At 72.3% G+C, this 25,453-nt stretch carries 25 protein-coding genes and 1 pseudogene; 16 read left to right on the top strand and 10 right to left on the bottom strand.

All coding sequences use genetic code 11. From position 1 onward, the window contains the following. Window positions 1-5: 5 nt before the first annotated feature. Both ACE7GA_RS08380 and ACE7GA_RS08375 read right to left on the bottom strand, forming a co-directional pair. On the bottom strand, window positions 6-878 hold the full coding sequence (locus tag ACE7GA_RS08380; protein WP_376098306.1) for a branched-chain amino acid ABC transporter permease: 873 nt from the start codon (window positions 876-878) through the stop codon (window positions 6-8). Between the two features lie 7 nt (window positions 879-885). Continuing rightward, window positions 886-2,085, bottom strand: a complete 1,200-nt coding sequence (locus ACE7GA_RS08375) for an ABC transporter substrate-binding protein (protein ID WP_376098303.1) — start codon at window positions 2,083-2,085, stop codon at window positions 886-888. A gap of 145 nt (window positions 2,086-2,230) precedes the next feature. Between ACE7GA_RS08375 and ACE7GA_RS08370 the strand changes: the two genes are divergently transcribed. From ACE7GA_RS08370 to ACE7GA_RS08355, 4 genes are read left to right on the top strand one after another with little or no spacing between them, the layout of a single operon-like run. Then, on the top strand, window positions 2,231-3,637 hold the full coding sequence (locus tag ACE7GA_RS08370) for an MmgE/PrpD family protein (RefSeq protein ID WP_376098300.1): 1,407 nt from the start codon (window positions 2,231-2,233) through the stop codon (window positions 3,635-3,637). A gap of 52 nt (window positions 3,638-3,689) precedes the next feature. Continuing rightward, window positions 3,690-5,363, top strand: a complete 1,674-nt coding sequence (locus ACE7GA_RS08365) for a hydantoinase B/oxoprolinase family protein (RefSeq protein WP_376098297.1) — start codon at window positions 3,690-3,692, stop codon at window positions 5,361-5,363. Then, a complete protein-coding gene (locus ACE7GA_RS08360; protein ID WP_376098294.1) occupies window positions 5,314-7,347 on the top strand; it encodes a hydantoinase/oxoprolinase family protein in 2,034 nt (677 codons plus the stop codon). Before ACE7GA_RS08365 ends, ACE7GA_RS08360 begins: the two co-directional genes overlap by 50 nt. Continuing rightward, window positions 7,344-7,940, top strand: coding sequence for a cysteine hydrolase family protein (locus ACE7GA_RS08355; RefSeq protein ID WP_376098291.1), 597 nt, complete (start codon window positions 7,344-7,346; stop codon window positions 7,938-7,940). Before ACE7GA_RS08360 ends, ACE7GA_RS08355 begins: the two co-directional genes overlap by 4 nt. Window positions 7,941-7,944: 4 nt before the next feature. Here the strand turns inward: ACE7GA_RS08355 and phoB are convergent, their stop codons facing one another. The 6 genes from phoB to pstS form a co-directional block, all read right to left on the bottom strand. Then, the gene (gene phoB, locus ACE7GA_RS08350) at window positions 7,945-8,661 is read right to left on the bottom strand and encodes a phosphate regulon transcriptional regulator PhoB (RefSeq protein WP_376098288.1); all 717 of its coding nucleotides are present in this window, start codon (window positions 8,659-8,661) and stop codon (window positions 7,945-7,947) included. Window positions 8,662-8,686: 25 nt separating this feature from the next. Further along, a complete protein-coding gene (phoU, locus tag ACE7GA_RS08345) occupies window positions 8,687-9,406 on the bottom strand; it encodes a phosphate signaling complex protein PhoU (protein ID WP_376098285.1) in 720 nt (239 codons plus the stop codon). A 14-nt stretch (window positions 9,407-9,420) separates the two neighbouring features. After that, window positions 9,421-10,203 carry a phosphate ABC transporter ATP-binding protein PstB gene (pstB, locus tag ACE7GA_RS08340; protein WP_376100169.1) on the bottom strand — a complete coding sequence of 261 codons (783 nt, stop codon included), beginning with the start codon at window positions 10,201-10,203 and terminating at the stop codon, window positions 9,421-9,423. 155 nt (window positions 10,204-10,358) lie between these two features. Next, window positions 10,359-11,249 carry a phosphate ABC transporter permease PstA gene (pstA, locus tag ACE7GA_RS08335; RefSeq protein ID WP_376098282.1) on the bottom strand — a complete coding sequence of 297 codons (891 nt, stop codon included), beginning with the start codon at window positions 11,247-11,249 and terminating at the stop codon, window positions 10,359-10,361. A 4-nt stretch (window positions 11,250-11,253) separates the two neighbouring features. After that, on the bottom strand, window positions 11,254-12,204 hold the full coding sequence (gene pstC, locus ACE7GA_RS08330; protein ID WP_376100167.1) for a phosphate ABC transporter permease subunit PstC: 951 nt from the start codon (window positions 12,202-12,204) through the stop codon (window positions 11,254-11,256). Between the two features lie 48 nt (window positions 12,205-12,252). Beyond that, window positions 12,253-13,302, bottom strand: a complete 1,050-nt coding sequence (gene pstS / locus ACE7GA_RS08325; RefSeq protein WP_376098279.1) for a phosphate ABC transporter substrate-binding protein PstS — start codon at window positions 13,300-13,302, stop codon at window positions 12,253-12,255. Between the two features lie 335 nt (window positions 13,303-13,637). Between pstS and hisC the strand changes: the two genes are divergently transcribed. Together hisC and ACE7GA_RS08315 are read left to right on the top strand one after the other, a co-directional pair. Continuing rightward, a complete protein-coding gene (gene hisC / locus ACE7GA_RS08320; protein ID WP_376098276.1) occupies window positions 13,638-14,723 on the top strand; it encodes a histidinol-phosphate transaminase in 1,086 nt (361 codons plus the stop codon). After that, window positions 14,716-15,647, top strand: a pseudogene (locus ACE7GA_RS08315) (prephenate/arogenate dehydrogenase family protein). The gene hisC and the pseudogene ACE7GA_RS08315 overlap by 8 nt, the downstream one beginning before the upstream one ends. A gap of 58 nt (window positions 15,648-15,705) precedes the next feature. Here ACE7GA_RS08315 and ACE7GA_RS08310 read toward each other — a convergent pair. Next, on the bottom strand, window positions 15,706-16,161 hold the full coding sequence (locus tag ACE7GA_RS08310; RefSeq protein ID WP_376098274.1) for a DUF29 domain-containing protein: 456 nt from the start codon (window positions 16,159-16,161) through the stop codon (window positions 15,706-15,708). Window positions 16,162-16,294: 133 nt separating this feature from the next. On the opposite strand from ACE7GA_RS08310, the gene ACE7GA_RS08305 reads away from it, so the two are divergent. Beyond that, window positions 16,295-16,987 (top strand): methyltransferase domain-containing protein, encoded by a 693-nt coding sequence (locus tag ACE7GA_RS08305; protein WP_376098271.1) that lies wholly within the window; start codon window positions 16,295-16,297, stop codon window positions 16,985-16,987. Further along, window positions 16,984-17,880 (top strand): MipA/OmpV family protein, encoded by an 897-nt coding sequence (locus tag ACE7GA_RS08300; protein WP_376098268.1) that lies wholly within the window; start codon window positions 16,984-16,986, stop codon window positions 17,878-17,880. The genes ACE7GA_RS08305 and ACE7GA_RS08300 overlap by 4 nt, the downstream gene beginning before the upstream one ends. On the opposite strand, the gene ACE7GA_RS08295 is transcribed toward ACE7GA_RS08300, so the two are convergent. Next, the gene (locus ACE7GA_RS08295; RefSeq protein WP_376098265.1) at window positions 17,832-18,683 is read right to left on the bottom strand and encodes a polysaccharide deacetylase family protein; all 852 of its coding nucleotides are present in this window, start codon (window positions 18,681-18,683) and stop codon (window positions 17,832-17,834) included. The genes ACE7GA_RS08300 and ACE7GA_RS08295 overlap by 49 nt on opposite strands. 211 nt (window positions 18,684-18,894) lie before the next feature. Between ACE7GA_RS08295 and ACE7GA_RS08290 the strand changes: the two genes are divergently transcribed. The 8 genes from ACE7GA_RS08290 to ACE7GA_RS08255 all read left to right on the top strand — a co-directional run bounded on the left by ACE7GA_RS08290 (window position 18,895) and on the right by ACE7GA_RS08255 (window position 25,426). Further along, window positions 18,895-19,182 carry a phosphopantetheine-binding protein gene (locus ACE7GA_RS08290; protein WP_376098262.1) on the top strand — a complete coding sequence of 96 codons (288 nt, stop codon included), beginning with the start codon at window positions 18,895-18,897 and terminating at the stop codon, window positions 19,180-19,182. 13 nt (window positions 19,183-19,195) lie between these two features. Beyond that, the gene (locus ACE7GA_RS08285) at window positions 19,196-19,816 is read left to right on the top strand and encodes a hypothetical protein (protein WP_376098259.1); all 621 of its coding nucleotides are present in this window, start codon (window positions 19,196-19,198) and stop codon (window positions 19,814-19,816) included. Further along, window positions 19,806-21,158 carry an AMP-binding protein gene (locus tag ACE7GA_RS08280; protein WP_376098256.1) on the top strand — a complete coding sequence of 451 codons (1,353 nt, stop codon included), beginning with the start codon at window positions 19,806-19,808 and terminating at the stop codon, window positions 21,156-21,158. The genes ACE7GA_RS08285 and ACE7GA_RS08280 overlap by 11 nt, the downstream gene beginning before the upstream one ends. Further along, on the top strand, window positions 21,155-21,445 hold the full coding sequence (locus tag ACE7GA_RS08275; protein ID WP_376098253.1) for a hypothetical protein: 291 nt from the start codon (window positions 21,155-21,157) through the stop codon (window positions 21,443-21,445). Before ACE7GA_RS08280 ends, ACE7GA_RS08275 begins: the two co-directional genes overlap by 4 nt. Further along, window positions 21,442-22,356, top strand: a complete 915-nt coding sequence (locus tag ACE7GA_RS08270) for a hypothetical protein (protein ID WP_376098250.1) — start codon at window positions 21,442-21,444, stop codon at window positions 22,354-22,356. The genes ACE7GA_RS08275 and ACE7GA_RS08270 overlap by 4 nt, the downstream gene beginning before the upstream one ends. Then, window positions 22,353-22,913 (top strand): LolA-related protein, encoded by a 561-nt coding sequence (locus tag ACE7GA_RS08265; protein WP_376098247.1) that lies wholly within the window; start codon window positions 22,353-22,355, stop codon window positions 22,911-22,913. The genes ACE7GA_RS08270 and ACE7GA_RS08265 overlap by 4 nt, the downstream gene beginning before the upstream one ends. 225 nt (window positions 22,914-23,138) lie before the next feature. Next, window positions 23,139-23,318 (top strand): hypothetical protein, encoded by a 180-nt coding sequence (locus tag ACE7GA_RS08260; RefSeq protein ID WP_376098244.1) that lies wholly within the window; start codon window positions 23,139-23,141, stop codon window positions 23,316-23,318. Beyond that, window positions 23,318-25,426 carry an MMPL family transporter gene (locus ACE7GA_RS08255; protein ID WP_376100165.1) on the top strand — a complete coding sequence of 703 codons (2,109 nt, stop codon included), beginning with the start codon at window positions 23,318-23,320 and terminating at the stop codon, window positions 25,424-25,426. Before ACE7GA_RS08260 ends, ACE7GA_RS08255 begins: the two co-directional genes overlap by 1 nt. Window positions 25,427-25,453: the final 27 nt, after the last annotated feature.

Here is a 25,453-nt window from a genome sequence, read left to right as displayed (position 1 = left end):
CTTCCTCACGCCCTGGCCCCGAACAGCCCCTGCGGCCGCAACAGCAGCACGAGGATGAAAAGAACGAAGATCCCGATCTGCCCGAGCGATTCGCCGAGGAAGAGGCCGCACAGCGCCTCGATGGCGCCGATCAGCAGCCCGCCCAGCAGCGCGCCGGGGATGGACCCCATGCCGCCCAGGACGACGATGGTGAAGGCGACGAGGACGTAGGCCCGCCCGAACTGCGGCTGCACCGTGAGTTGCGGCATCAGCAGGCAGGCCGTGACCGCGAGGCAGGCGAGGCCGATCCCGAAGGTCACCGCATAGACCTGCGCCACGTTGATCCCAACGAGGGACGCACCCAGCCGTTCCTTCGCGACGGCGCGGATGGCGCGGCCGATGTCGGTGTGGGTCAGCACCAACCACAGGATGACCGCGACGGCGACCGCGACGCCCATGCCGACCAGCTTCGCCTGGGACAGCAGCAGCGGCCCGAGCTCCAACACCTCGAAGGCCGCATCGCCGGGGATGGAGCGGGGATCCGAGCGGAAGAGGGCGAGGAGCGCGTTCTCCAGCACGATGGACAGGCCCAGCGTGACGAGGAGGATGGCGTTGTCGTCCCCGCGGCTGGCCGTGCCGATCACCAGACGCTGCAGAAGGTAGCCCGCGACGAAGGCCGCGGGCACCATCGGGATCAGCGCGACGTAGGGGTTCAACCCGAAGGCGGTGACGAGGGCCCAGACCGCGTACATGCACACTGTCAGCAACGCGCCATGCGCGAAGTTGATGATGTGCAGCACGCCGTAGACGAGCGTCAGGCCGAGCGCGATGAGGGCGTAGACCGCCCCCGTCATCAGCCCGTTGAGGACGGCCTCCGCGACGATGGCGGGGGAGTACAACCCCGGCTTATCCGCGCGCCGGGAAGACCGGCTGGGCGTTCGCGAATTCGGACGGGAAGATCACCTTGATGTCGCCGCCCTGCACCTGCGTGTTCACGGGGCCCGCGCCGGTGTTCTGGCCGTTCTCGAACTTCGTCGGGCCGTAGGGCATGATGTGGTCCGAGAAGGTCGAGGCGGCCAGCGCCTCCAGCACCGGCCCGCGCTCGGCGGAGCCCGCACGGCCGATGGCGTCGGCGACGAGCTTCACGCAGGAGTAATTCAGCGGGATGTTGTAGGCCCAGAAGCGGCCGCCCGCTTCCACCTGGCGCTTCAGCTCCTCGGCGCGGGGCTTCCGCGGGTCGTGCCAGTGGTTGCAGTCCATCACGAGGTCGGCGGCATCCGCGAATTCCCGCACGAAGCGGAAGTTGGACGCCGCGCCGTTCAGCACGGCATAGACGCCCTTCGGACGGATGCGCTGCTGGCGCATGGTGCGGGCGAGCAGCACGAATTCCCCGTAGTAGGACGACGGGATCAGCAGGTCCGGGTTCAGGCTGCGGATGCGGAGCGCAACGTTGGACATATCGCGCGCCGGTGTCGGGTGGGCGATGGTCTCCAGGATCTCGAAGCCGTGCTTGGGCAGTTCGTTCTGCATAAGCCGCGCGAGGCCGGAGCCGAAAAGGCCGTCCTCATGCACCAGCACGACGGTCTTCGCGGGCTTGCCCGCGGCGTCGTTGAGCTTCACCAGGTTCTCGACCGCGACCCGCATCACCGTGCCGAAGCCCGGCGCGAAGCGGAAGGTATTGCGTAGGCCGCGGGTGACGATGGTGTCGGCGACGCCCACGTCCACGACGTAGGGCAGGTCGTAGCGCGCCGCGGCCTGGGTCGTCGCGAGGCAGATGGGGGAGGCGAAGCCGCCGACGATCGCCGTCACGCCGGCCGCCGCCATGCGCTCGACTTCCGCGACGCCGGCCTCGGGGTTCGAGCGGGCGTCCCCGAAGACCATCTCGATCTGCCGGCCGCCGATGCCGCCGGCGGCATTGATCTCGTTGATCGCGAACTCCGCGCCCATGCGTCCCAGTTCGCCGTCCTGCGCCAGCGCGCCGGTGACGGGCTGGAGGATGCCGAGCTTGATCGTGCTGGCCTGCGCCCGGACCGCTGGCGCGGCGAGGAGGGAGGCGGCGCCCAGCAGCGCGGTGCGGCGCGTGGGGGCGAAGCGGAACTCGGTCATGCGGGTGCGCTCCGGGACGTGGGTTGTTGAACGGTGGGGCAGGGCTGGCCGTCGCGTGCAAGAAACAAACCGCCGGGTGTCTGTCAAAGGGGGCGGGTTGGCGCGCGCGCCGGACCGGCCGATCATCGCCCGACGGAGGAGCCCCATGACGATCGTGACCCCTGGCGTGGTTCCCGCATCCGAGCTGCTGCGGGAAGGCCGGCCCGACTGGCTGGCGGAATGGGGGCGCTTCGCGGCCTCGGTCCGCTTCGGCGACCTGCCGGGGGACGTCGTGGCCCGGACGAAGCTGGTCCTGCTGGACTGCCTCGGCGCCATCGCGGCCGGGCACCGGGAGCCGGAGATGCGTGCCTTCGTCGCCCGGCTGGACGCGGGGACCTACCCCGCCGTCGGCTCCGGGCGCCGCCTGACCGGGAACGCCGCCGCGCTGGCGGACGGCACCGCGGGCACGATGCTGGAACTGGACGAAGGCAACCAGTACGCCCGCGGCCACCCCGGCATCCACGTCGTCCCCGCGGCCCTCGTCGCAGCGGCGCGGGAGGGGGCTTCGGGCTGCGACCTGCTGCTGGCGATTGCCCTGGGCTACGAGATGGGATCCCGCATCGGGATCGCGAGCAAGCTGCGGGTCACCATGCACCCGCACGGCACCTGGGGGACGACCGGCGCGGCGATGGCCGTCGCGCGGCTGGGCGGGGCGCGCGACGAGGAGGTGATCGAGACGATTAACGTCGCGTCCTCCCTCGGCCTCACGACCTCCCGCCGCACGATGCTGGAAGGCGGGACCGTCCGGAACGTCTATGCCGGCGTGTCGAACCAGTTGGGACTGGTCGCCTGGGACCTCGTGCGATCCGGCTTCGTGGGGGAACGCGACGGGATCGGGACGGTCTTCGGTACCGTCATCGCCGACGACTTCCGGCCAGCCGAGATGGTGGCGGAGTTGGGCGCCCGCTGGGAGATCGCGCGCAACTACTTCAAGCGCCACGCGGCCTGCCGGTACACGCACGGCGCGCTGGACGCGTTGGCCGACATCGCCCGGCAGGCCGGCGGGCGATTGGATCCTGCCTCCGTCGGGTCGGTCGAGGTGGATACCTATGTCTGGGCGGCGCAGCTGGACCACCCGGAGCCGCGGAACATGCTGGCGGCGAAGTTCTCCCTTCCCTTCGCGGTCGCGACGTCGATCGTGCATGGCGGGGCCGGGCTGGACGCTTTCCGCGACGATGCGCGGCGTGACCCGGCGGTGGGGGACCTGGCCCGGCGCGTGACGGTGCGGGAGGACGCGGCGCTGACCGCGATGCTTCCGGGCCTGCGGCCGGCCCGTCTGCGCGTAACGCTGGCGGATGGGCGCGTGCTTTCAGCCGAGGCGCTGACGAACCGCGGCGACACCGAGGACCCTTACGGCCCGGAGGAGGTCACGGAAAAGTTCTTCGAACTTGCCGGCCCGACCTTCGGGACGAAGGGGGCGCGCCGGATCGTGGACGCGATCGAAGCGCTGGACCGCAGCGACAGCGCCGTCCTTCTGGCCGCGCTCGAAGCCCCGGCATTGACAGCGGCATGACGCTGGGGCCCTACGCCTGGGTAACGAGGAGTGGGGCAGAGTGGCGGAGCTGGTGACCTTGGACCCCGTGACCCTCGCCGTCCTGAAGGGAAGGCTGGAGGGAATCGCGGACGAGATGGACGCCACGCTCTTCCGCGCCGCCTTCAACCCGACGATCGCCGAAGCGCACGACGCCTGCCACGGCATCTACGACGCGGCGACCGGCGCGACGCTCATCCAGGGCAAGTCGGGCCTGCCGATCTTCGTCGGCGTCATGGCCTTCGCGACGCGCGCGGTGATCGAGCGCTTCCCCGACGCCGAGGCGGGCGACGTGTTCTGCTTCAACGATCCCTATCTCGGCGGCACGCACCTGTCGGACATGCGGCTGATCGCGCCGCTGGTTCGGGACGGGCGGGTGTTCTGCTGGCTTGGCAGCGTGGGGCACTGGCACGACCTCGGCGGGCCGGTGCCGGGGAACTACAACCCCTCGGCGACGGAGTACTTCCAGGAAGCGGTGCTGATCCCGCCGGTGCGGCTGGTGACGCGCGGCGTGCTGAACCGGGACATCCTGGAGATCATCCGCGCGGCGTCGCGCCTGCCGGACGTGGCGAACGGCGACCTGCAGGCACAGTTGGCCGCGCTGGAACTCGGCATCGCCCGGATGAACGCGCTGCTGGATGAACAAGGGGACGCGCTGGTCGGCGCCGCGCTGACCGAACTGCAATCCCGCGCCGCGCGACAGATGCGCGCGGCGCTGGCGGCCCTGCCGGACGGCGAGTGGCAGGAAGAAGACTTCCTCGACAATGACGGGCGCACCGACGTGCCGCTGCGGATCGCGGTGACGGTGCGCAAGCAGGGGGAGCGGCTGACGATCGACTTCACGGGATCGGCGGCGGCCTGTGCGGGGCCGGTAAACATTTCCCGCGCGACGACGGTCGCCAGCGTCTACGTCGCGCTGAAGCACCTCTTTCCGGAGGTCGCGGCCAATTCCGGCGTCATGGAGCCGATCGAGGTGATCGTGCCCGAGGGGTCGCTGCTGGATGCGGACCGGCCCAAGCCCACCGGCGGCTATACCGAAACCATCCTGCGCATCATCGACGTGCTGTTCTGCGCCTTCGCCCGCGTCCAGCCCGGCGCGGCTTGCGGGAATGCCTATGGCACCATCAACGCGCTCTCCATCGCCGGGCGGCGGCGCGACGGGCGGCCCTGGGTGCTCTTCTCCTTCTTCGGCGGCGGGCATGGCGGCAATCCGGAGGGCGACGGGCTGTCCCATGGCAACCCGCCGATCGCGACCGCCATCATCCCGCCGGTCGAGGTGATGGAGGCCGCCTATCCCGTGCTCTACCGCCAATGGGCGCTGCGGGACGGATCCGGCGGTGCGGGGGAGCAGCGCGGCGGCCTCGGCGCGATCTATGAGATCGAAGTGCTGGAGGAGCAGGCCGAGGCCTTCATCTTTGCCGAGCGGGCGCGCTTCGCGCCGCGCGGCGTGCTGGGCGGCGGCAACGGCGCGCCGAACCACCCTTCCTATCGCCGTGACGGCACGTGGGAGGCACCGCCCTTGGGATCGAAGGTCACGGGCGTCGCGCTTCGCCGCGGGGACCGCGTGCGGCTGGAAACGCCGGGCGGCGGGGGCGCGGCGACCCGTCGCGGCGTGACGCGACCCTGGCCGACCGCGACCGCCGCATGGGATTCGCGAAGTGACCGATCGCCTGGTCGTCGGCGTGGACGTCGGCGGGACGTTCACTGACCTGTTCCTGTTCGACGAGTCGACTGGCCAAGCGACGGTCGGCAAGGTTCCGTCCACGCGCGGGCGGGAGGCGGACGGCTTCGCGGGCGGCATCGCCGGCCTCGCGCCACTGCCGCGCATCTCCGCCATCGTCCACGGCACGACGGTCGGTACCAATGCGCTTCTGGAACGCAAGGGTGCGCCAGCCGGGCTGATCACGACGCGCGGCTTCCGCGACGTGCTGGAGATGCGACGCCGCGACCGCCGCCAGACCTGGGGCCTGACGGGCAACTTCACCCCCGTCATCCCGCGTGACATGCGGATCGAGGTGGAGGAGCGGATGCTGGCCGATGGCAGCGTCCACACGCCCCTCGACCTGGACCAGGTGCGTGTAGCCGCGCGGGACCTGCTGGCGCGCGGCGCGCAGGCCGTCTGCATCGTCTTCCTCCACGCCTACGCCAACCCGGTGCACGAGATCGCGGCGCTGGACGCCGTGCGGGAGATCTGGCCCAACCCGCACGTCGCCGCGTCGCATCAGATCTTGATGGAGCTGCGGGAGTTCGAGCGAACCTCCACCACCGCGCTGAACGCCGTGCTGCAACCGGTCGTCGGCGGCTACCTCGGCGCCCTGGACGAGCGGCTGCGGGGGGGCGGCTTCCGCGGCGAGTTTCTGGTTGTTCAATCCAACGGCGGCGTCATGTCGGTGGACACGGCGCGCGCCCTGCCGGTCCGCACCGCGCTTTCCGGCCCCGCGGCCGGCGTCATCGCGGCCTCCCGCATTGCAGTCGCCGCGGGCTTCCCGGACGTCATCACGGGGGATGTCGGCGGCACCTCCTTCGACGTCTCCCTCGTCGCCGGCGGCCAGCCCGCGCTGGCGGCGCAGAGCACGCTGGACTTCGGCACGGTGATCCGCACGCCGATGATCGAGATCACGACGATCGGTGCTGGCGGCGGCTCCATCGCCCACGTGGACGCGGCGGGCATCCTGCAGGTCGGCCCGGAAAGCGCGGGGTCCATCCCCGGCCCGGTCTGCTACGGCGCGGGCGGGACGCGGCCGACCGTCACCGACGCCAACGTCGTCCTGGGCCGCATCAACGCGGAGCGGCCGATCGGCGGGAAACTCGCGCGCCTCGACGCGGAGGCGGCGGCGCGCGCGCTGGAGGAGCATGTCGGCAAGCCGCTGGGGCTGGACGCCGTCGCGGCTGCGGAGGCCGTCATCCGCGTGGCCAACGCCCACATGGCCCGAGCCTTGCGGCTGGTGTCCATCGAGCGGGGGCACGACCCCAAGCGCTTCTCCCTCATGCCCTTCGGTGGTGGCGGCGCACTGCACGCGGGCGCGCTGATCCGGGAGGTCGGCCTGGCCCGGGCGCTGGTGCCGCGATACCCCGGCGTGACCTCGGCGCTGGGATGCGTCATGGCGGACATGCGGCACGACCGCGTGCGTACCCTGAACCGGCCGCTGGAGGTGCTGGACGTCGCCGCGCTCGGGCAGGAGATGGAGGCGGCCGCGCGCGACCTCTTCGCCCTTCTGGACCGTGCGGGCGTTGCCTTCACGGGGCGGCGCGCGATGCACGAGCTCGACATGTCCTATGTCGGCCAGACACATACCGTCGCCGTACCGCTCCCGGAGGGGCCGCCGACGCGGGAGGGCATCGTCGCGGCCTTCGAGACGACCTACCGCACCGCCTATGGCCGCACGCTGCCCGGCGCCGCCATGCGCGTGCTGAACCTGCGATCGGCCGCGATCGGGGAGCGGCCGCAAGTGGACCTCCTCTCCCTCGCGCCCGCCGCGGATGCCACGGTGGACGGCGCCCGGCTCGGCAGCCGCCGCATCCGCTTCGGCGCATGGCACGACGCCACGGTCTACGACCGCCTCGCCTTGCCCGTCGGCGCCGTCATCCCCGGCCCCGCCGTGCTGGAACAACCGGACACCACCATCCTGGTCGAACCGGGCCAGCACGGCCACGTGGACCGCTTCGGCAACCTGATCCTGGAGGCCGCATGAACGAAGCACCTTCGAGCGATCGGGCGCTCCTGCTCTGCGACCTGCAGAACGACTTCATCCACCCCGACGGCGCCTATGCGCGCGGAAACCAGAAGTCGGCCGACATCGCCGCCCTGCCGGCGCGCCTGAAGCCCTTGGCCGATCGGGTGCGCGCGGACGGCGCCTGGATCGTCTCCACCCACTTCACGCTGGTTCCCGGCAAGGGCGGGGAGCCTTTCATCTCCCCGCACCTGAAGACGCTCCGCCCCTTCCTGCGCCGCGGCGACTTCGCCCCAGGCTCCTGGGGCAACGCGCTGGTCGAGGAGCTCGCGCCGGCCGACCTCTCGGTCGAGAAGGTCGCCTATTCCGCCTTCTACCAGACGCGCCTGGACTGGGTCCTTCGCCGCGCCGGCATCCGGCGCCTGCTCGTCGCGGGGATCGTCACCAACGGTGGCGTCAGCAGCACCGCGCGCGACGCCCATACTCGCGACTATGAGGTGACCACGCTGGCGGACGGTTGCGCCGCCTTCGACCGGACGACGCACGAGGCGGCGCTGGCGGCCCTGCGCAGCATCGGGCCCGTCGTCACCGTCGCCGAGGCGCTCGGCGGGTAGCCCGCTACTCCTCCCGGTCCAGCGCGTAACCCGCGCTGCGGACCGTGCGGATCACGTCGGCCTCGCCATCCCCGTTCACCGCCTTGCGGAGGCGGCGGATATGCACGTCCACCGTCCGCAGCTCCACGTGGATGTCGCGCCCCCAGACCGCGTCCAGCAGCTGCTCGCGGGAGAAGACGCGGCCGGGGTGGGAGAGGAAGAACTCCAGCAGCCGGTACTCCGTCGGTCCCAGGTGCAACTTGCGCCCGTTGCGCATCACCCTGTGGGCATCCTGGTCCATCTGGATGTCCTGCCAAGCCAGCACGCCCTTCGGCGCCGCCGCCCCGGAGCGGCGCAGCAGCGCGCGGATCCGGGCCATCAGCGCATCCACCGCGAAGGGCTTGGCGATGTGGTCGTCGGCGCCCGTATCCAGCGCCCGCACCGCGTCGCCATCCTCCGTCCGCGCGGTCACCATGATGATCGGCAGGTCGCGGGTCTCGGCGCGGCGGCGGAGCTGGCGGCAGACCTCCAGCCCGGACATGGCCGGCAGCATCCAGTCGAGGAGGATGAGGTCCGGCTTCGCCTCGGACACGCGGAGAAGCGCCTCCTGCCCGTCCGTCGCCTCCTCCACCCGGAAGCCCTGTTTCTCCAGGTTGTAGCGGAGGAGCGTGAGCAGGGGCGCCTCATCCTCCACGACGAGGATGGTGGGGCGCGCCCCACCGAAGGATGAACCGTCGGGCATCGGCGTCCTCCCGCTCAAGGATCGTTCAGGCCCGCGCGGGCATCGGGTCGGCCGAGACGTCGGCCTTCGGCCGATCCTCCGGCAGAACGTCGCCCCGCACGGCGTAGTAGACGGTCTCGGCGATGTTCGTCGCGTGGTCCCCGATCCGCTCGAAGTTCTTGGCGATGAACAGCATGTGGGTCGCCGCGGTGATGTTCCGCGGATCCTCCATCATGTGCGTCACCATTTCACGGAAAATCGAGGTGTAGAGGTCGTCCACCGGCGCGTCGGCAGCCCAGACCCGTTCCGCGAGGTCGGCGTCGTCGCGGACCAGCGCATCGATCGCGTCCTTCAGGTTGCGCTGCACCAGCTGCGACATCCACTGGAAGCCGTTCAGCCCGCCGTTGAAGGTCTGCTGGGACACGACGATGGCGCGCTTGGCGACATTGCGCGCGTAGTCGCCGATCCGCTCGATGTCCTGCGACACCTTCAGGGCGGCGACGATGAAGCGCAGGTCCACCGCGACGGGCGCGCGGGTTGCCAGCAGGCGCACGCAGAAGGTTTCGACCTCCCGCTCCAGCGTATCGATCGGGCCGTCGCGCCCCACGACCTCGCCCGCGAGATCGGGGTCACGGCGCGCGAGCGCGTAGCCCGCATCGGCGACCTGGCGCTCGGCCAGGCCGCCCATCCGGGCGATCATTTCCCGCAGCCGCCGCAGGTCGGCGTCGTAGGCCGCGGAGATGTGGTGGGGCTGGTCCTGGGGCATCGATTCCGCTCCGCTCAGCCGAACCGGCCGGTGATGTATTCCTGCGTCCGGGCGTGCTTCGGCGCGGTGAACATCTGCGCGGCCGGCGCGACCTCGATCAGCTCGCCGAGGTAGAAGAAGGCGACCTGATCGGCACAGCGCGCGGCCTGCTGCATGTTGTGGGTCACGATGACGATGGTGAAGTCGCGCTTCAGCTCGTCGATCAGTTCCTCGATCTTGAGGGTGCTGATCGGGTCGAGCGCGGAGGTCGGCTCGTCGAACAGGATGACGTCCGGCCGCACCGCGATGGTCCGCGCGATGCAGAGACGCTGCTGCTGGCCGCCGGACAGCCCCATGGCCGAGGTGTTCAGCCGGTCCTTCACCTCGCCCCAGATGGCGGCGCGGGACAGGGCCCATTCCACCCGCTCGTCCATCTGCGCCTTGCCCAACTTCTCGTGCAGGCGGATGCCGAAGGCGATGTTCTCGTAGATCGTCATGGGGAAGGGCGTGGGCTTTTGGAAGACCATGCCGATCTTCGAACGTAGCGAGTTCAGGTCCACGTCGTCGCTGACGATGTTCATCCCGTCCATCATCGCTTCGCCCTCCGCGCGCTGGCCGGGGTAGAGCGAGTACATGCGGTTCAGCACGCGGAGCAGCGTGGACTTCCCGCAGCCGGACGGGCCGATCATGCCGGTGACCTGCCGGTCCGGAATGTCGAGGGCGATGCCCTTCAGGGCCTTGTTCGCGCCGTAGTAGAAATCGAGGTTGCGGATGGCGATCCGCGCCTGCGCGATCGTCGCGGAGGAGCGGGCGGTCATCCCGCCGAAGGAGGCGTTGGAGGCCTTCGCCGTCTCCGCCACCCCGGCAGCGATCTGGCCGGCCGCCGCGGCTTCCAGGCCCGCAGGCGGCGGGACGGGCGCCGGGGTCTGGGCCGGGGCGCGGGTCATCCCGGTATCGCTCATGCTCATTCCCTTCAGGACCTTTGGCGCAGTACGGAGCGCGCGAGGATGTTCAGCCCCAGCACGCCGAGGGTGGTGATGAGGGCGCCGGCCCAGGCGAGGACGATCCAGTCCTCATAAGGGCTTCCGGCGTAAGAGTAGATCGTCACGGGCAGCGACGACATCGGCGCCGAGAGGCTCAGCGACCAGTTGAGGTTGCCGAGCGAGGTGAAGAGAAGCGGCGCCGTCTCCCCCGCCACGCGGGCGACAGCCAGCAGCACGCCGGTGATGATCCCCGAGATCGCAGCGCGCCAGCAGACCAGCACGATCATCTTCCACTTCGGCGCGCCGAGGCCGATCACGGCCTCCCGCAGCGTATTGGGGATCAGGCGCAGCATGTCCTCCGTCGTCCGCACGACGACGGGGATGACGATGATCGCGAGCGCCGCCACCCCGGCCCAGCCCGAGAACCCGCCGAAGGGCAGGACGAGGAACTGGTAGACGAAGAGCCCCACGAGAATGGAGGGCGCGGAGAGCAGGATGTCCGACACGAAGCGAACGACATTCCCGAGCCGCGACTCCCCCGCGTACTCCGCGAGGTAGGTTCCGACCAGAAGCCCGATCGGCGTTCCGACGAGCGTGGCCAGGCTCACCTGGATGAGGCTCCCGATGATCGGGTTCAGCAGCCCGCCCCCCGATCCCGGCGGCTTCGTCACCTGGGTGAAGACGTTCAGCCCGAGGCCCGAGAAGCCCTTCCAGAACAGGGTCGCGAGGATCGAGACGAGGAAGAGCAGCCCGAGCACCGTCGCGGCGATGCACAGCCAGCGGATGATCGCATCCGTGCGCTTGCGTCGCCGCCCGAGGGCGGAGGCAACGCTCACCTCCTTCGAAGGGCCCCCGAGTGTGGGCGCGGTGGTGGCGGACATGCCGTCAGACCCTCAGCCTGGAGCGGAGCAGCCATCGCGAGACGGCAAGCACCACGAAGGAGATGACGAAGAGGATGAAGCCCAGCGCCAGCAGCGCGGAGAGCTTCAGGCTCCCCGCCGCACTCTCCCCGAACTCCAGCGCGACGAGGGATGCGATGGTGTTGCCGGGTCCGAAGAGGGAGGAGGCGATCCGGTTCGCGTTGCCGATGACGAAGGTCACGGCCATCGTCTCGCCGAGCGCGCGCCCGAGCCCCAGCATGATGCCGCCGACGACGGAGGTGCGGGTATAGGGCAGGACGACGTTGCGCATCACCTCCCACCGCGTGGCGCCGAGGCCGTAGGCGCTTTCCTTGAAGACGCCGGGAACCTGCATGAAGACGTCGCGCATCGTCGCGGCGATGAAGGGCAGCACCATGATCGCGAGGATGAGGGCCGCGGTGAGCAGGCCCGTGCCGAAAGGCGGACCCTGGAACAGGTCGCCGATAACCGGCAGTTCGCCGATGCTGTCGATGATCGCGGGCTGCACGACCTGCGCCATGACCGGCACGATCACGAAGAAGCCCCACATGCCGTAGATGATGGAAGGCACCGCGGCCAGCAGCTCGATCGCCGTGCCGACGGGCCGGCGCATCCATTCCGGCGCGAGTTCGGTCAGGAAGAAGGCGACACCGAAGGCGAGCGGCACGGCCATCAGCAGGGCCAGCACCGCCGTCAGGATCGTGCCGTAGATCGAGACGCCGGCGCCGAAGACCTCCTGCACCGGGTCCCACTCGGTCGAGGTGACGAAGGACAACCCGAAGGCGCGGAAAGCAGGTAGGCCGCCCATGAACAGCTCGATGATGATGGCGCCGAGCAGCAGGAGGACGAAGACGCCCGAGGCCTTGCAGGCCAGGGCGAAGGCGGCGTCGCCGCCGCTGGACCCCGCCGCGTCGTGGGACGCGGGGGAGGCCGGGATGACCTCGGCGACGACGACCTGTGCACGGGGCCTGCCTGCCTCCTCCGCTCAGCGCGCCGGCCAGGCCGGCTGGCCGTTCACCCGGATCTGCGCCCAGGCCGCGCGGACGGCATTGTGCACCTCCGCGGGCAGCGGAATGTACTCGAGCTGCCGCGCCGCGTCCCCGCCGTTCGTGTAGGCCCAGTCGAAGAAGCGGAACACGTTCGTCAGCTTCACCGCTTCGGTCGGGTTCGTCGGCACGAGGATGAAGGTCGGCGAGACGATCGGCCAGGAGGCCGTGCCGTGCTGGTCGATGATGCTCGCGGCGAAGCCCGGGACGTTCCAGTTCGCGTTCGTGGCAGCGGCCTGGAAGCTCTCCATCGTCGGCGCGACGAATTGTCCCGCCTTGTTGCGAAGCTGCGTGGTGACGAGTCGGTTCTGGGTGGCGTAGGCGTTCTCGACGTAGCCGATGGCGCCGCGGGTGTTGCGGACCGTGCCCGCCACGCCCTCGTTGCCGCGGGCGCCCGTGCCGGCTGGCCAGCGGACGCTCGTCGCGGCGCCCGGGCCGTCCTTCCAGGCCTGCGACACGGCGGAGAGGTAGGAGGTGAAGACGAAGGAGGTGCCCGACGCGTCGGCCCGGTAGACCGGCGCGATCGCCGTGCTCGGCAGCGTTACGCCCCGGTTGAGCTCGACCAGCTTCGGGTCGTTCCAGCGGGTGATCCGTCCCGCGTAGATGTCGGCCAGCAGCTCACCCGTGAGCTTCAGCTGGTCGTTCTCGACGCCCTGGATGTTCACGATCGGCACGACCGAGCCCATGACCGTCGGGAACTGCATCAGGTTCCCCTCGGTCAGCTGCTGCTGCGACAGCGGCGCGTCGGAGGCGCCGAAGTCGACCGTGCGGTTGCGGATCTGGTTCACGCCGGCGCCCGAGCCGACGGACTGGTAGTTCAGCGTGATCCCCGCCGCGCGGGCACCCTCGCCCCAGCGCTGGTAGACCGGGTTCGGGAAGGACGCGCCGGCCCCCGTGATCTGAACCGCCTGCGCCATCGCGGGACGGCTGATCAGGGCCGGCAGGGTCAGGAGGGCAGGGGCGGACAGAAGAAGGTTGCGTCGGTTCACCGTGTGGGACTCCCTGGCGTTGCGGCGCGCTTCTAGGCGGGGGTGGCGACGCCCGTGTTGCGAATAGATGACGCTTGGATGACAGGAAGCGGCCGGTCGATCCGCCTACGGATCGGTGCGACGGGCTGCCTGCTTCTTGGCGCCCAAGGGCTTCGGCTTTACACCCGGCGCCCCATGCCCGACGGCCCACCCGCATCCACGCCCCGGCGCGCCGACCTGCCGACGCGCCCCGGTGACTGCGGCCCGGCCGGGGGTATCGGGCCGGAGAAGACCGCCCGCCGCGCCGGGCGCCGCCCCATCCCACTGTTCCGCGCCCGCTCCTCGGAAGCCACCGCATGACCGTGATGCCCCGCCCCTCCATCCTCTCCGTCGAGCCCTATGTCGGCGGGGAGTCGAAGGTCCCGGGCGTGAACCGGATCGTGAAGCTGTCCTCGAACGAGGGCGCCTTCGGCCCGCCGCCCCGCGCGATCGACGCGATCTCCCGCATGGCAGAGGACGCGCATCGCTACCCCGACGGCGGCGCGACCGCCTTGCGTGAGGCGATCGGCCGCGCCCACGGCCTGGACCCCGCCCGGATCGTCTGCGGCAACGGGTCGGACGAAATCCTGGCCCTCCTCATCCTCGCCTATGGCGGCGAGGGGACGGAGCTCGTCATGTCCGCCCACGGCTTCCTCATGTACGACCTGACGGGCCGCTGGGCCGGCTGCCGCGTCATCAAGGTGCCGGAGAAGGACCTGGCCGCCGACGTGGACGGCCTACTGGCCGCCGTCGGGCCGCGCACGCGCCTCCTCTGCCTCGCGAACCCCAACAACCCCACCGGCGCCCTGCTGCCGCAGTCCGAGGTGAACCGCCTTCGGGCGGGCCTGCGGGACGACGTGCTGCTGGTGCTGGACAGCGCCTATGCCGAATACGTGGACGACCCGGGCTACGACCCCGGCGTCGGGCTGGTGGATTCGGGTACCAACACGGTGATGACCCGCACATTCTCCAAGATCTACGGCCTCGGCGGGATGAGGCTGGGCTGGGCCTATGCCCCGGCTGGCGTCGCAGACGTGCTCAACCGCGTGCGCGGCCCCTTCAACGTGAACGCCGCCGCGATGGCCGCCGGGATCGGCGCGTTGGAGGAGCCGGGCTGGGTCGCGAAGAACGTCGCGCACAACGCGGAATGGCGCCGCCGCCTGTCCGATGGCCTGGCGGGGATGGGCATCAAGCCCTGGCCGAGCCACGGCAACTTCGTCCTCGCCGATTTCGGCTCGCCTCAGGCGGCGCAGGCTGCCGACGTGCACCTGCGGTCCCGCGGGCTGATCGTGCGGGCGATGGGGGCCTACGGCCTGCCCTCCTGCCTGCGCATCACCATCGGCACGGCGGAGGAATGCACCTCCGTCCTCGACGCCCTGGCCGACCGGCCGCAGCATGCCTGATGGCCAGGCCCTCGCTGCGGCACCTGTCGCCGCGGCCGGCGCGGCGCCGCTGTTCCGGCGCCTCTGCATCATCGGTCCCGGCCTGATCGGTTCCTCCATCCTCCGCGTGGCCCGGGAGAGGGGGACATCGCCGGCCACCTCGTCGCGACCGCGCGGTCCGAGGCGACCGTCGCCCGCGTCCGCGAACTAGGCATCGCCGACACCGCCACGACCGACCCCGCCGAGGCGGTGGAGGGCTGCGACGGCGTCATCCTCTGCGTCCCCGTCGGCGCCTATGCGGCGGTCATGGCGAAGATCGCGCCGCGCCTCGCGCCGGGCTGCGTGCTGACGGATGCGGGCTCCACCAAGGGCAGCGTCGTTCGCGACCTGACGCCGCTGGTGCCGCCGGGCGTCCACCTCGTCCCCGCGCACCCCATGGCCGGCACGGAGCATTCGGGGCCCGATGCCGGCTTCTCCACGCTGTTCCAGGGTCGCTGGTGCATCCTGACGCCGTTGCCGGGAACCGATCCCGAAGCCGTGGCACGCGTCCGCGAACTCTGGACCCGCGCGGGCTCGACGCTCGAGACGATGGACCCCGCGACGCACGACAAGATCGTCGCCATCGTCTCCCACCTGCCGCACATGATCGCCTTCTCGATCGTTGGTACTGCGGACGACCTGGCGCAGGAGACGCGGGAGGCGGTGCTGCGCTTCGCGGCCTCCGGCTTCCGCGACTTCACGCGCATCGCGGCGTCCGACGTGGACATGTGGCGCGACATCTTCCTCAACAACCGCGAGGCGCTGCTGGAGATGCTGGCGCGCTTCACCGAGGACGTGCAGGCCATGGGCCGCGCCGTGCGCTGGGGCGAGGCGGGGTTCATCGAGGACCGCATCCGCCGCGGCCGGAAGATCCGGCGCAGCCTGATCGAGATGAAGCAGGCCTGATACGGCCTCAGGCCGCGCGGTCGCTCCGCGCGGCGGGGTACCAGTCGGGGTTCAGGACCTACATGTCGAAGTCGTATCGGGGCGCGTCATCGGCACCGCGCAGGACAGGCGGAATCGGCTGTCCGTCAACCTCCAGGTCCTTCCGATAGAGCCGGAGCGCGGCGTTCCAGGGACGCGCATAGAGATCGGCCCGACGCGCGTAGAGGCTCGGCGAATCATCCGGGCCAAAACGGGCCCTGATATCGGCGCGGAAGGCCGCGACCTCCTTCATCCCGTGGCGCCGCGGGTCCTCGTCCGGGGAGAATTCCAGCTTCAGCAGATGCTCGATCAGGCGGCGCATCAGCCCTTCGACCTGCCGGCGGAGCTCCTTCCCCAAATCCTCGATCTCCTCGGCGATGTGCTCCAGGTCCAGCGCGTTGGGCCGCAGCTCCGCCGGCCAGCGGCGCAGCAGCGCCGCCTGGTCCTGCGTCCAGGCGTACCAGTCCTCCTCGTAGAGACGGGCGGGGTCGGTCATTGGGCCGACGATATGGCGCAGCCTCCCCCGCGCACCAGCCTGACCGGCCATCCGACGACGCACGGACCAGGTGACGGTTTGCCCCGGGCACCCCGCCCCGGACATAACGGCGCCCTCACCCCTGGAGCCCCGCATGTCCGCCCCGACCGCCAGCCTCGCCGCGGCCGCCCCTCTCGCCCCCGCCGCGCTCGCCGACGCCGTCGCCGCGCGCTACGCCGGCGCTTCCCGCTGGGCGCGCGGCTTCGTCCGGGGAAAGCTCCGGCATGACCCCGCGACGGAGGCCATCCTATCCCTCGCGCGGTCGCGCGGGGCGCTGGGGGAGGTACTGGACCTCGGCTGCGGGCGCGGCCAGCTCGCCCTCGCCCTGCTGCTGGCAGGCGGCGCGGCGCAGGTCACGGGCTTCGACCTGAATGCGGCCAAGGTGGCGGAGGCCGAGGCGGCCTCGCGAGGCCTCCCCGCCCTCTTCGCCGCCGCCGACCTTTCGACGGCGGAACTGCCGGAAGCGGACACCGTCATGCTCGTGGACGTCCTCTACCAGATGCCGGAGGCGGCGCAGTTCGACCTGCTGCGCCGCGTGGCCCGCGCCGCCCGCCGCCGCGTCCTCATCCGCGCCTTCGATCCGGACCGCGGCTGGCGCAGCGCCTTCGCCCACGCGATGGAACGGGCCGGCCGCGCCATCCGCGGCGACGAGGCCGCGAACCGGCCCGTCCCCGTCCCGGCCCTCGAAGCCGCGCTGCGGGAAGCCGGCTTCACGACGAGCGTCACCCCGTGCTGGCGCGGGACTCCGCTGCCGAACGTCCTCCTCGTCGCGGAGCGCGCGTCGTGAGGGGCGCGGTCGCCGCGGCCCTCGTCGCGCTGCTGGCCGGACCCGCAGCCGCGCAGGTCGCGCCCTTCCTCCCCGCCGCGGCGGCCGCGCCGGAGACGCCCGCCGGGGAAGTCCGCCTTCCCGTCTTCGAGGCGGGGATCGCCGGCGGCGTCGGCTCCCTCCCCGACTATCCCGCGGCCGACCGCAACCGGGTCCGCGGCATCGCCCTGCCCTACGTCATCTACCGCGGGGACATCCTGCGCGCCGACGACCAGGGCGTGCGCGGCCGCCTGCTGCGGGGCGAGCGCATCGGCCTCGACCTCTCCTTCTCCGGCGCCGTCGCGACCTCCTCCGACGACAACCCCGCGCGCCGCGGGATGCCGGACCTGGACTGGCTCGGCGAGGTCGGGCCGGCGCTGCGGATCACCCTTTGGCGCCAGCCGGACCACCCGCGCCGCGTGAACCTGGAACTGCCGGTGCGCGCGGTCTTCTCGACCGACCTGACGCAGGTCCGGTTCCGCGGCTTCACCTTCAGCCCGGAACTGGCCTTCGAGGACCGCAGCCTGATCTGGCCGCGCGCCCGCTTCCGGGTCGGCATCGGCCCGATCTTCGCGACCGAGCGCTTCCAGGACTATTTCTACGAGGTCGCGCCGCGCTTCGCCCTGCCGACCCGCCCGGCCTACGACGCGAAGGGCGGCTACCTCGGCGCGCGGGCGCAGTTCTCCTACCGCGTGCCGGTGGGGCGGGACGTCTCGGTCGTGCTCGGCGGGCGGGTGGAAAACTTTTCCGGCGCGGCCAACGCGGACTCGCCGCTGCACCGGCGCGACTGGAACGTTACGGGCGTCGCGGGCTTCGCCTGGTCCTTCTACACCTCGACCGCGACGGTCGCGTCCTCCGCCGATCCCTTCGACTGACCTTCGAGACCCGCGAGGCGTCGCGCTTCCTCCAGCCGCTCGACGAGCGGCACGGAGACGCGCGTGGCGTGGATCGCTGCCAGACGCCGCGCGGTGATGGGCCGGTTTGCGCGCAGGAAGGCCGCGGACAGCCACCCTACCCCCGGCGCCCGCCCCTGCGGCTCCGCCTCGTCGAGGTCGTAGGGGTGGCAGTAGGTCCAGGCGAGCGGCCCCTGCAGCCGAGGCAGCATCGCCCGCAGGTCGAAGGGCGGGAGGTAGCGCAGGTACATCCCCCCGAGCGGCGGCACCGCGACCCCCCAGACCGTCGCGACGGGCGCCGGCAGTTCCAGCAGGCCGCAGGCCCAGGCGAATGGCCGCCGGGGCGCCTCGGGGACCCCGTGCAGGAAGCCGCGCGCCGGCAGCAGGGAGGAGGAGTAGGCGTAGCCCGCCTCGGACACCGCTTCCGCCGCGGCGTCCGTGGTCAGGGAGAAATAGGGCGCGCGGAAGCCCGTCACCGCGGTGCCCGTCAGGTCCTCCAGCACCTCCCGCGCCCGCCGCGCCTCCCGCGCGATCGCCGCGGCGTCCAGGCCGCCCAGCGGCAGGTGACGGAGGCCGTGGGACGCCACCTCGTGCCCCCGCGCAGCGATGGCGCGGACCAGGCCAGGGTCCTCCTCCGCCACGCCCCCGAGGACGAAGAAGGTGCCGCGGACGTCCCAGCCATCCAGCCGGTCCAGCAGGGCCCGCGTCACCGCCCCGTGGCGTTGTCCGGTCGGATCGGTGGGCGAGGGCTCCACGTCGCAGGTGAACGTGACCGCGAGCGGCAAGGCCGCGAAAGGGTCCCGGCCCGCTGCGGTCGCGCGGATGTCAGGACTCGGTGCGGACGTGCAAGCGTTGTGACGCACGTGACCCTGATCTAGGTTGCACTCAGGCACCAGGCCCGGTTTCACAGAGTTTCAAGGCTTTGCGCCATGGGCCATCGTAGCCGGCGGCTCCGACGCCGGGAAAGGGCCGCGAAGGCCAGGGGAGATCACACGGGTGGACGGGACTGGCGTGGTGCCGACGGGGGTTTCCCCGCTCGAAGCGGAAGTGGCGGCGTTGATCGTGTCGGCCCTCCAACTCGAGGTGGGGGCGGAGGAAATCGACCCGGAGGCGCCGCTTTTCGGTGAGGGGCTGGGTCTCGACAGCATCGATGCGCTGGAGATCGCGCTCGCCGTGTCGCGCCGCTATGGCTTCCAACTGCGCTCGGACGACGAGCGCAACGGGCGGATCTTCGCCTCGCTCCGCGCGCTCTCGGCCCATATCGCGCGCAGCCGCGTCACCTGAGCACCTGGGCGCCGTGACCCGCGCGGCGGCATTCCTCCTCTCGCCCGGCGGCGTTCGCCTCGCGCTCGGCCTCGCCTTGACCGGCGGGCTGGCGCTGGCCGAATCGCCCGTGGCGACCGGCGTGCTGGCCACGGCACTGGTCCTGCTCGCCGTCGAATCCTTCCTGCCGCCTCGCGGGCGCCGCGCGCTGCTGCTGGCGGCGGGGCCGATCCTCCTCCTCTCGGCCTTCGAGCCCGCGGCGGTGGCGCACGCCATCCCCGCCCTGCTGCCTGCGGTGGGCTTCGCCGCGGCGTCCTGGTGGTTCGGCCGCAGCCTCCTGCCGGGACGCGAGGCGCTGATCGTCCTATGGAACCGCCACAACCCCTCGGCCCGGGCCACGACCTCCGACGCCTATGCGCGGCGGCTGACGCTTGTCTGGGCCGCGGCGCTCGGCCTGATGGCGCTCGCGAGCCTCGCGCCGCTCCTGCCCGGCGGTCCGGCGGCGGGGCGCGTAGCCGTGGTGAACCAGATCCTCTGCCTTTGCCTCTTCCTTGGGGAACACGTGGTGCGCGGCGTCATGATGCGTGCTTTCGCCTGGCCGACGGACACGGTGCGCGCGGTCTGGCGCGCGGAAAGGGCGGGACGTGCAGGCTGATCCCACCTTCCCCCTGGTCGCGCGGGAGGGCGGGGCGGTCATCGCCCATCGCGGCGACGCCCGCGTGACCGTCGCCGCCTATCTCGGCGACGTCGCGGCGCTCGCGGACCGGTTGCCCGCGGTGCCCTGCGTCCTGAACCTCTGCGCCGACCGCTACCTCGCCCTCGTCGCCTTCGGGGCGGCGCTGTCACGCGGGATCACGACCTTGCTGTCCGCCGACCGCTCGGCACACCGCCAGCGCGAACTGGCGGCACGGTACCCCGCGGCGGCGATCCTCTGCGACGACGCGGCCGCGGATCGCGGCCCGCTGCCGCTGGTTCGCGTGAGGTCGGAGGGAGTGGGGCGGGGCCCGAATCCGGCGATCCCGGCGGACCTGATCGCCGCGATCGGCTTCACGTCGGGCAGCACCGGCGAGCCCGCGGCGCATGAAAAGCCCTGGGGCGCGCTCGTCGCCGGGGCGCGAGCCGCGGCGCGGCGCTTCGGGCTGGACGACCCGTCGCTGTCCCCCGCCGTCATCGCGACCGTGCCCCCGCAGCACATGTACGGCTTCGAGACGACGATGGCCCTGCCGCTGCACGGCCACGCCGCCGTCACGGCCGACCCCTACTTCTTCCCCGTCGAGGTCGCCGAATCCCTTGCCCGGACCGCCGCCGCGGGGTCCCGCCGCCGGGTGCTGGTCACCACGCCGCTGCAACTCCGCGCCTTCGTCGCGGCCGGTATGTCCGCGCGCCCCGACGCCGTGATCTCCGCGACCGCGCCGCTCGCCCCCGCGCTGGCCGCCGAGGCGGAAGCGGCCTGGAGCTGCCCCGTGCTGGAAATTTACGGCGCGACGGAAGTCGGCTCCGTCGCCTCCCGCCGCACGCTCGGGGGCGAGGCCTGGACGCCCTATGACGGCGTCGCGTTCCGCGCGGCGGGCGAGGACACCCTCGTCACTGTCCCCGGCCTGCCGGAGGAGGTTCCGCTGGCCGACAACGTCGCGCTGGCCCCGGACGGCACCTTCCGCCTGCTCGGCCGCCGCGCGGACCTCGTGAAGCGCGGGGGCAAGCGCGCCTCGCTCGGCGCCCTGAACCGGCTGCTGGCCGAGGTCGAGGGCGTGCAGGACGGTACCTTCTTCGCGCCCGACGACCTCGACGCCAACCCTTCTGCCCGTCTTGCAGCCTTCGTCGTCGCGCCGGGGCGCACGGCGGCGCAGATCGTCGCCGCCCTGCGCAACCGGGTCGAGGCAGTGTTCCTGCCGCGGCCTGTCGTGCTTCTCGATGCGCTGCCACGCGACGCCGTGGGCAAGCTGTCGCGCCGGCGCCTGGCCGCGCTGCGCGACGGGCATGGGGAGGAGGCGCCATGAACGAGGTCACCGACCGCTTCGCCGTGCCGGCCTCGCATCCTTCCCTGCCCGGCCACTTCCCCGGCCGCCCGGTGGTGCCGGGCGTCGTGCTGCTCGACCGCGTCTTTGCCGCCGCGCTGCGCGCCGGCCTGCCGCCGCCGGCGCGCATCGCCAGTGCCAAGTTCACCCGCCCCGTGCTGCCGGAGGAGACGGTCACGCTGACGCTGCGCCGCACGCCCGGCGGCCGCATCGCCTTCGCGGGATCCTGCGGCGATGCCCGCGCCTTCGCCGGCGAGTACGAGCCGTGAGCACGACGACGACCTGGAGCGCGCCGCGCGAGCGCGGCTCTGCCGCCGCGCTGCGGCTGATGGAGTGGATCACCCGCTTCGGTGGCTGGCGCGTCTCCCACGCGCTGCTCTACCCCGTGACGCTGTACTTCCTGCTGTCGTCCCCCGCGCAGCGGCGCCACGCCTTCGCCTTCCAGGCGCGCGCCCGGGGCAGGCCCGCGCGCTGGCGCGACGTCTGGGCGCAGTACTTCGCGTTCTCCGCAGCGCTGGTGGACCGCCTTTTCTTCCTGACGGGCCGCACGAAGGGCTTCGAGGTCCGCGTGACGGGGCTGGACGCCCTGCAGGCGCGCATCGAGGCGGGACAGGGCTGCATCCTCCTCGGCGCCCATGTCGGCTCCTTCGAGGCGATGCGGGCGCTCGCCGCCGCCGGCTGCCCGGTCGAGGTCCTGGCCCTGATGCATGACCCCAGCGCGGCCTCGGCGAACGCCTTCTTCGCGCGCCATGCCCGCCCCGGCACGCCGGCGGTCCTCCAGATCGGGCAGGCCGATGCGATGCTGCGCGCGAAGGAATGCCTGGAACGCGGCGGGCTTGTCGGCATCCTCGCGGACCGCGCGCCGGCGATCGGCGCCCATGATCCGGCCTGCCGAAGCGTCGTCGCGGACGTGCTCGGCGCCCCCGCCTCGCTGCCGGCGGGGCCGCATATCCTGGCGGGCGTGCTCGGCGCGCCGGTCTTCCTCGCCTTCGGCATCCGCCGCGGCCCCCGCCGCTACGAGATCCGCTTCGAGCCCTTCGCCGAGCGTTTGGTGCTGGACCGCGCCGACCGCCAGGGATCCATCCGCCGCTCCGTCGAGCGCTACGCCGAACGGCTGTCCGCCGTGGCGCGCGCCCATCCCGACAACTGGTTCAACTTCAACCGGTTCTGGGACGCGTGAGGCGCCGCGTCCTGCTGTGGCTCGGCGCGGCCGCGCCGATCGCCGCGCGCGCACAAGATGCGTTGGACGCGGTGATGCGCGCGCTGGCGTCCGTGCGCGTGTCGCGCGCGCGGTTCGAGGAAGCGAAGGAGATCGCGGGCCTTGGCGGTACGCTGGCCTCTGCCGGTGTCCTGTCCTGGCAGGCGCCGGACCTCATCGAGCGGCACACGACCGAACCCTTCGAGGAAATCCTGACGATCCGGGGCGAGCGCCTGACCTACCAGCGCCCAGGGCAGAACATCCGGCGCGAGTTCGCCCTGAGCACGGCGCCCGAATTGCGTCCGCTGGCCGAAGGCCTCCGCGCCGTGCTGGCGGGCGACCTGCCGGCACTGCAGCGCGACTTCGAGGTGGAGTTTTCGGGGAATCCCGCCGCCTGGACCCTGCGCCTGGCGCCCCGGGCCTTCGCGGCGCGGGCGGCGGTGCAGCGCGTGACCTTTTCGGGCGAGGGGGGGACGATCCGGCGGGTGGAGACGGTGGGGAACGAGTCCACGACGATGGTCGTCACGCCGCTGCCGTGAGGGGTGGGGTGGGTGATTCCCGGGAGGGCTTTGCCCTCCCGGCCCCTCCCACCAGGGGCGAACGCGCCCCTGGACCGCGATCTATTTGGATGTCCCGGGCTGGTGGACCCCCGAAGTGGGGTCCACCAGCCCGGGACGCTAAGCAGTTCGCGGGGTCCGGGGGTGCGCTCACCCCCCGACGGAGGGATCTGGGGAGGCAGAGCCTCCCCGGGGCCGCTCGCGCACGTGACCGCACTCCTCCGCCCCCTCCTCGCGCTCGCCCTGCTCGGCGCTCTCCTTGCCGCCCTCTTCCGCGTCGTCGAGGTCCGCACCGACATGGCGGACTTCCTCCCCCCGCCCGCACCCCCGCCGCGACCTTCCTGCTCGACGAACTCCGCGGCGGCGCGGCGACGAGCGTGCTGCTGATGGGCATCGAGGGCGCGCCGGAGCCGGACCTGGCCCGCCTGTCCCGCGCGCTCGGTGACACGCTGCGCGCGACCGGCCGCTTCGCCCTCGTCGCCAACGGCGCCGAGGACATCGGCGCGGAGGAGCGCGACCTCCTCTTCCGCTACCGGTACGCCCTGACCGACGCGGCGCTGGACGGGCCGGCGCTTCGGCGGGGCATGACGGCATTGCTGGAAGGCCTGCGCTCCGCTGCCTCGCCGATCCTCGCCCGCTACGGCTTCGCCGATCCGTCGGGCGCCTTCCTGTCGCTGCTGAACGGCTGGCTCGGCGGGTCCACGGTGCAGGTCCGCGGCGGTGCCTGGTTCGCGGCGGGGAACGGCCCGCCCCGCGCCCTGCTCGTCGCGCGCACGAACGCCGCGGGCTTCGACGTCGAAGCGCAGGCGGAGGCGGTCCAGGCGGTGCGCGACGCCTACGCGGCCGCGAGTCCCGGACCAGCACGGCTGCTGCTCTCGGGTCCTGGCGTCTTCGCTTCCTCCGCCGCGGCCGCGGTACAGGCGGACGTGCAGCGCGTCTCGCTTCTCTCGGGCGTGCTGCTGCTGGCCTTCCTGCTGTGGCGCTACCGCTCGCCGACGCTGCTGCTCGCGGCGGGGGTGCCGCTGGTTGCCGGCATCATCGCGGGCACGCTGGCGGTCGCGCTCGTCTTCGGGCGCGTGCAGGGCGCGGCGCTCGGCTTCGGGATCACGATGCTCGGCGTCGTCGTGGACTACCCGATCCTTCTCCTGACAGGCCGCCGCCCCGGCGAGACGACGGCAGAGGCCGCGCGGCGCATCTGGCCCTCCCTGCGGCTGGCGGCCGGGGCGGCGGCGCTGGGACTGACGGCGATGGTCGCCTCCGGCTTCCCGGGCCTGGCCCAACTCGGCCTGTTCGGCGCGGCGGGGCTGGCCGCCGGCGCCGCGGTGACGCGCTGGGTCCTACCGGCGCTGCTGCCGGCGGGCGGGGCGGTGCGGCCCCTGCCCCGCTGGATCACCGCCGGGCTTGAGGGGGTGCGCCCCCTGCCGCTGGCGGCGCTGGCGCTGGCCGTCGGCTGGCTCCTCCTCGCCGGCCCGCCGCGATGGGAGGACGACCTCGCGAACCTTTCCCCCGTGCCGGAGGCGCCGCGCCGGCTGGACGCCGAGCTCCGCGGCCAGTTGGGGGCGCCCGACGCCCGCTACCTCGTCGCCCTCCGCGCGCCGACGGCGGAGGCGGTGCTGGTCGCGTCGGAGCGTCTGGCGGGGGCTCTGGCCCCGTTGCTGGCCGATGGGCGGCTGGCAAGGCTGGACCATCCGGCGCGCTACCTGCCCTCCGCCGCCGCCCAGGCCGCGCGCGCCGCCGCCCTGCCGGAGGCCGCGGCCCTTCGGACGCGCGTCGAGGAGGCGCGCGCCGGCCTGCCCTTCCGCCCCGGCGCCTTCGACCCCGTCCTGGCGGCCGTGGAGGAGGCGCGCACCCTACCCCCGTTGACCGTCGAGGACCTGTCGCGCGCCCCGGTCCTCGCCGCGCGCCTGTCGCCCCTGCTGGCGCGGACGGAGGCGGGGTGGCGCGGCCTCGCCCTCCTCTCCGGCCCGCGGGACCCGGCGGAGGTCGCCGCGACCCTGTCGGCGCTGGGCGACCGCGCCATCCTCTTCGTGGACGCGAAGGGGGAGACGGAGGCGATGGTGGCCGCGACCACGCGCGGCGCCCTGGCCTGGTGCGCGGTCGGCGGCGCGGGGGTCTTCGGCCTGCTGGCACTGGGCCTCCACAGCCCGTGGCGGGCGGCTCGGACGGTCCTGCCGATCCTTGGCGCGTTGATCATCGCCCTCGCCGGCCTCGCCGTGCTGGGCGAACGCCTGACGCCTTTCCACCTCGCGGCCCTGTTGCTCACGGCGGGGGTGGGCATGGACTACGCCATCTTCCTAGCCACCCGGCCCGCGGAGCCGGAGGAGGCGGAGCGCACCCTCGGCGCCGTCTTCAACTGCACCGTGACGACCCTGCTGACCTTCGGCCTGCTCGCGACCTGTGAAACCCCGGTCCTGCGGGGCATCGGGGTGACCGTGACGATCGGCGTGGCCGCGGCCTTCCTGCTGGCCGTGGCATTGCGATCACGAAAGGCGTGACAGCCGCCCCTTCCCGGCCCGGTAACA

This window comes from Roseomonas sp. CCTCC AB2023176, from assembly GCF_042259275.1.
GTDB lineage: Bacteria > Pseudomonadota > Alphaproteobacteria > Acetobacterales > Acetobacteraceae > Roseomonas.
This window is presented reverse-complemented; position numbering and strand designations above follow the sequence as displayed.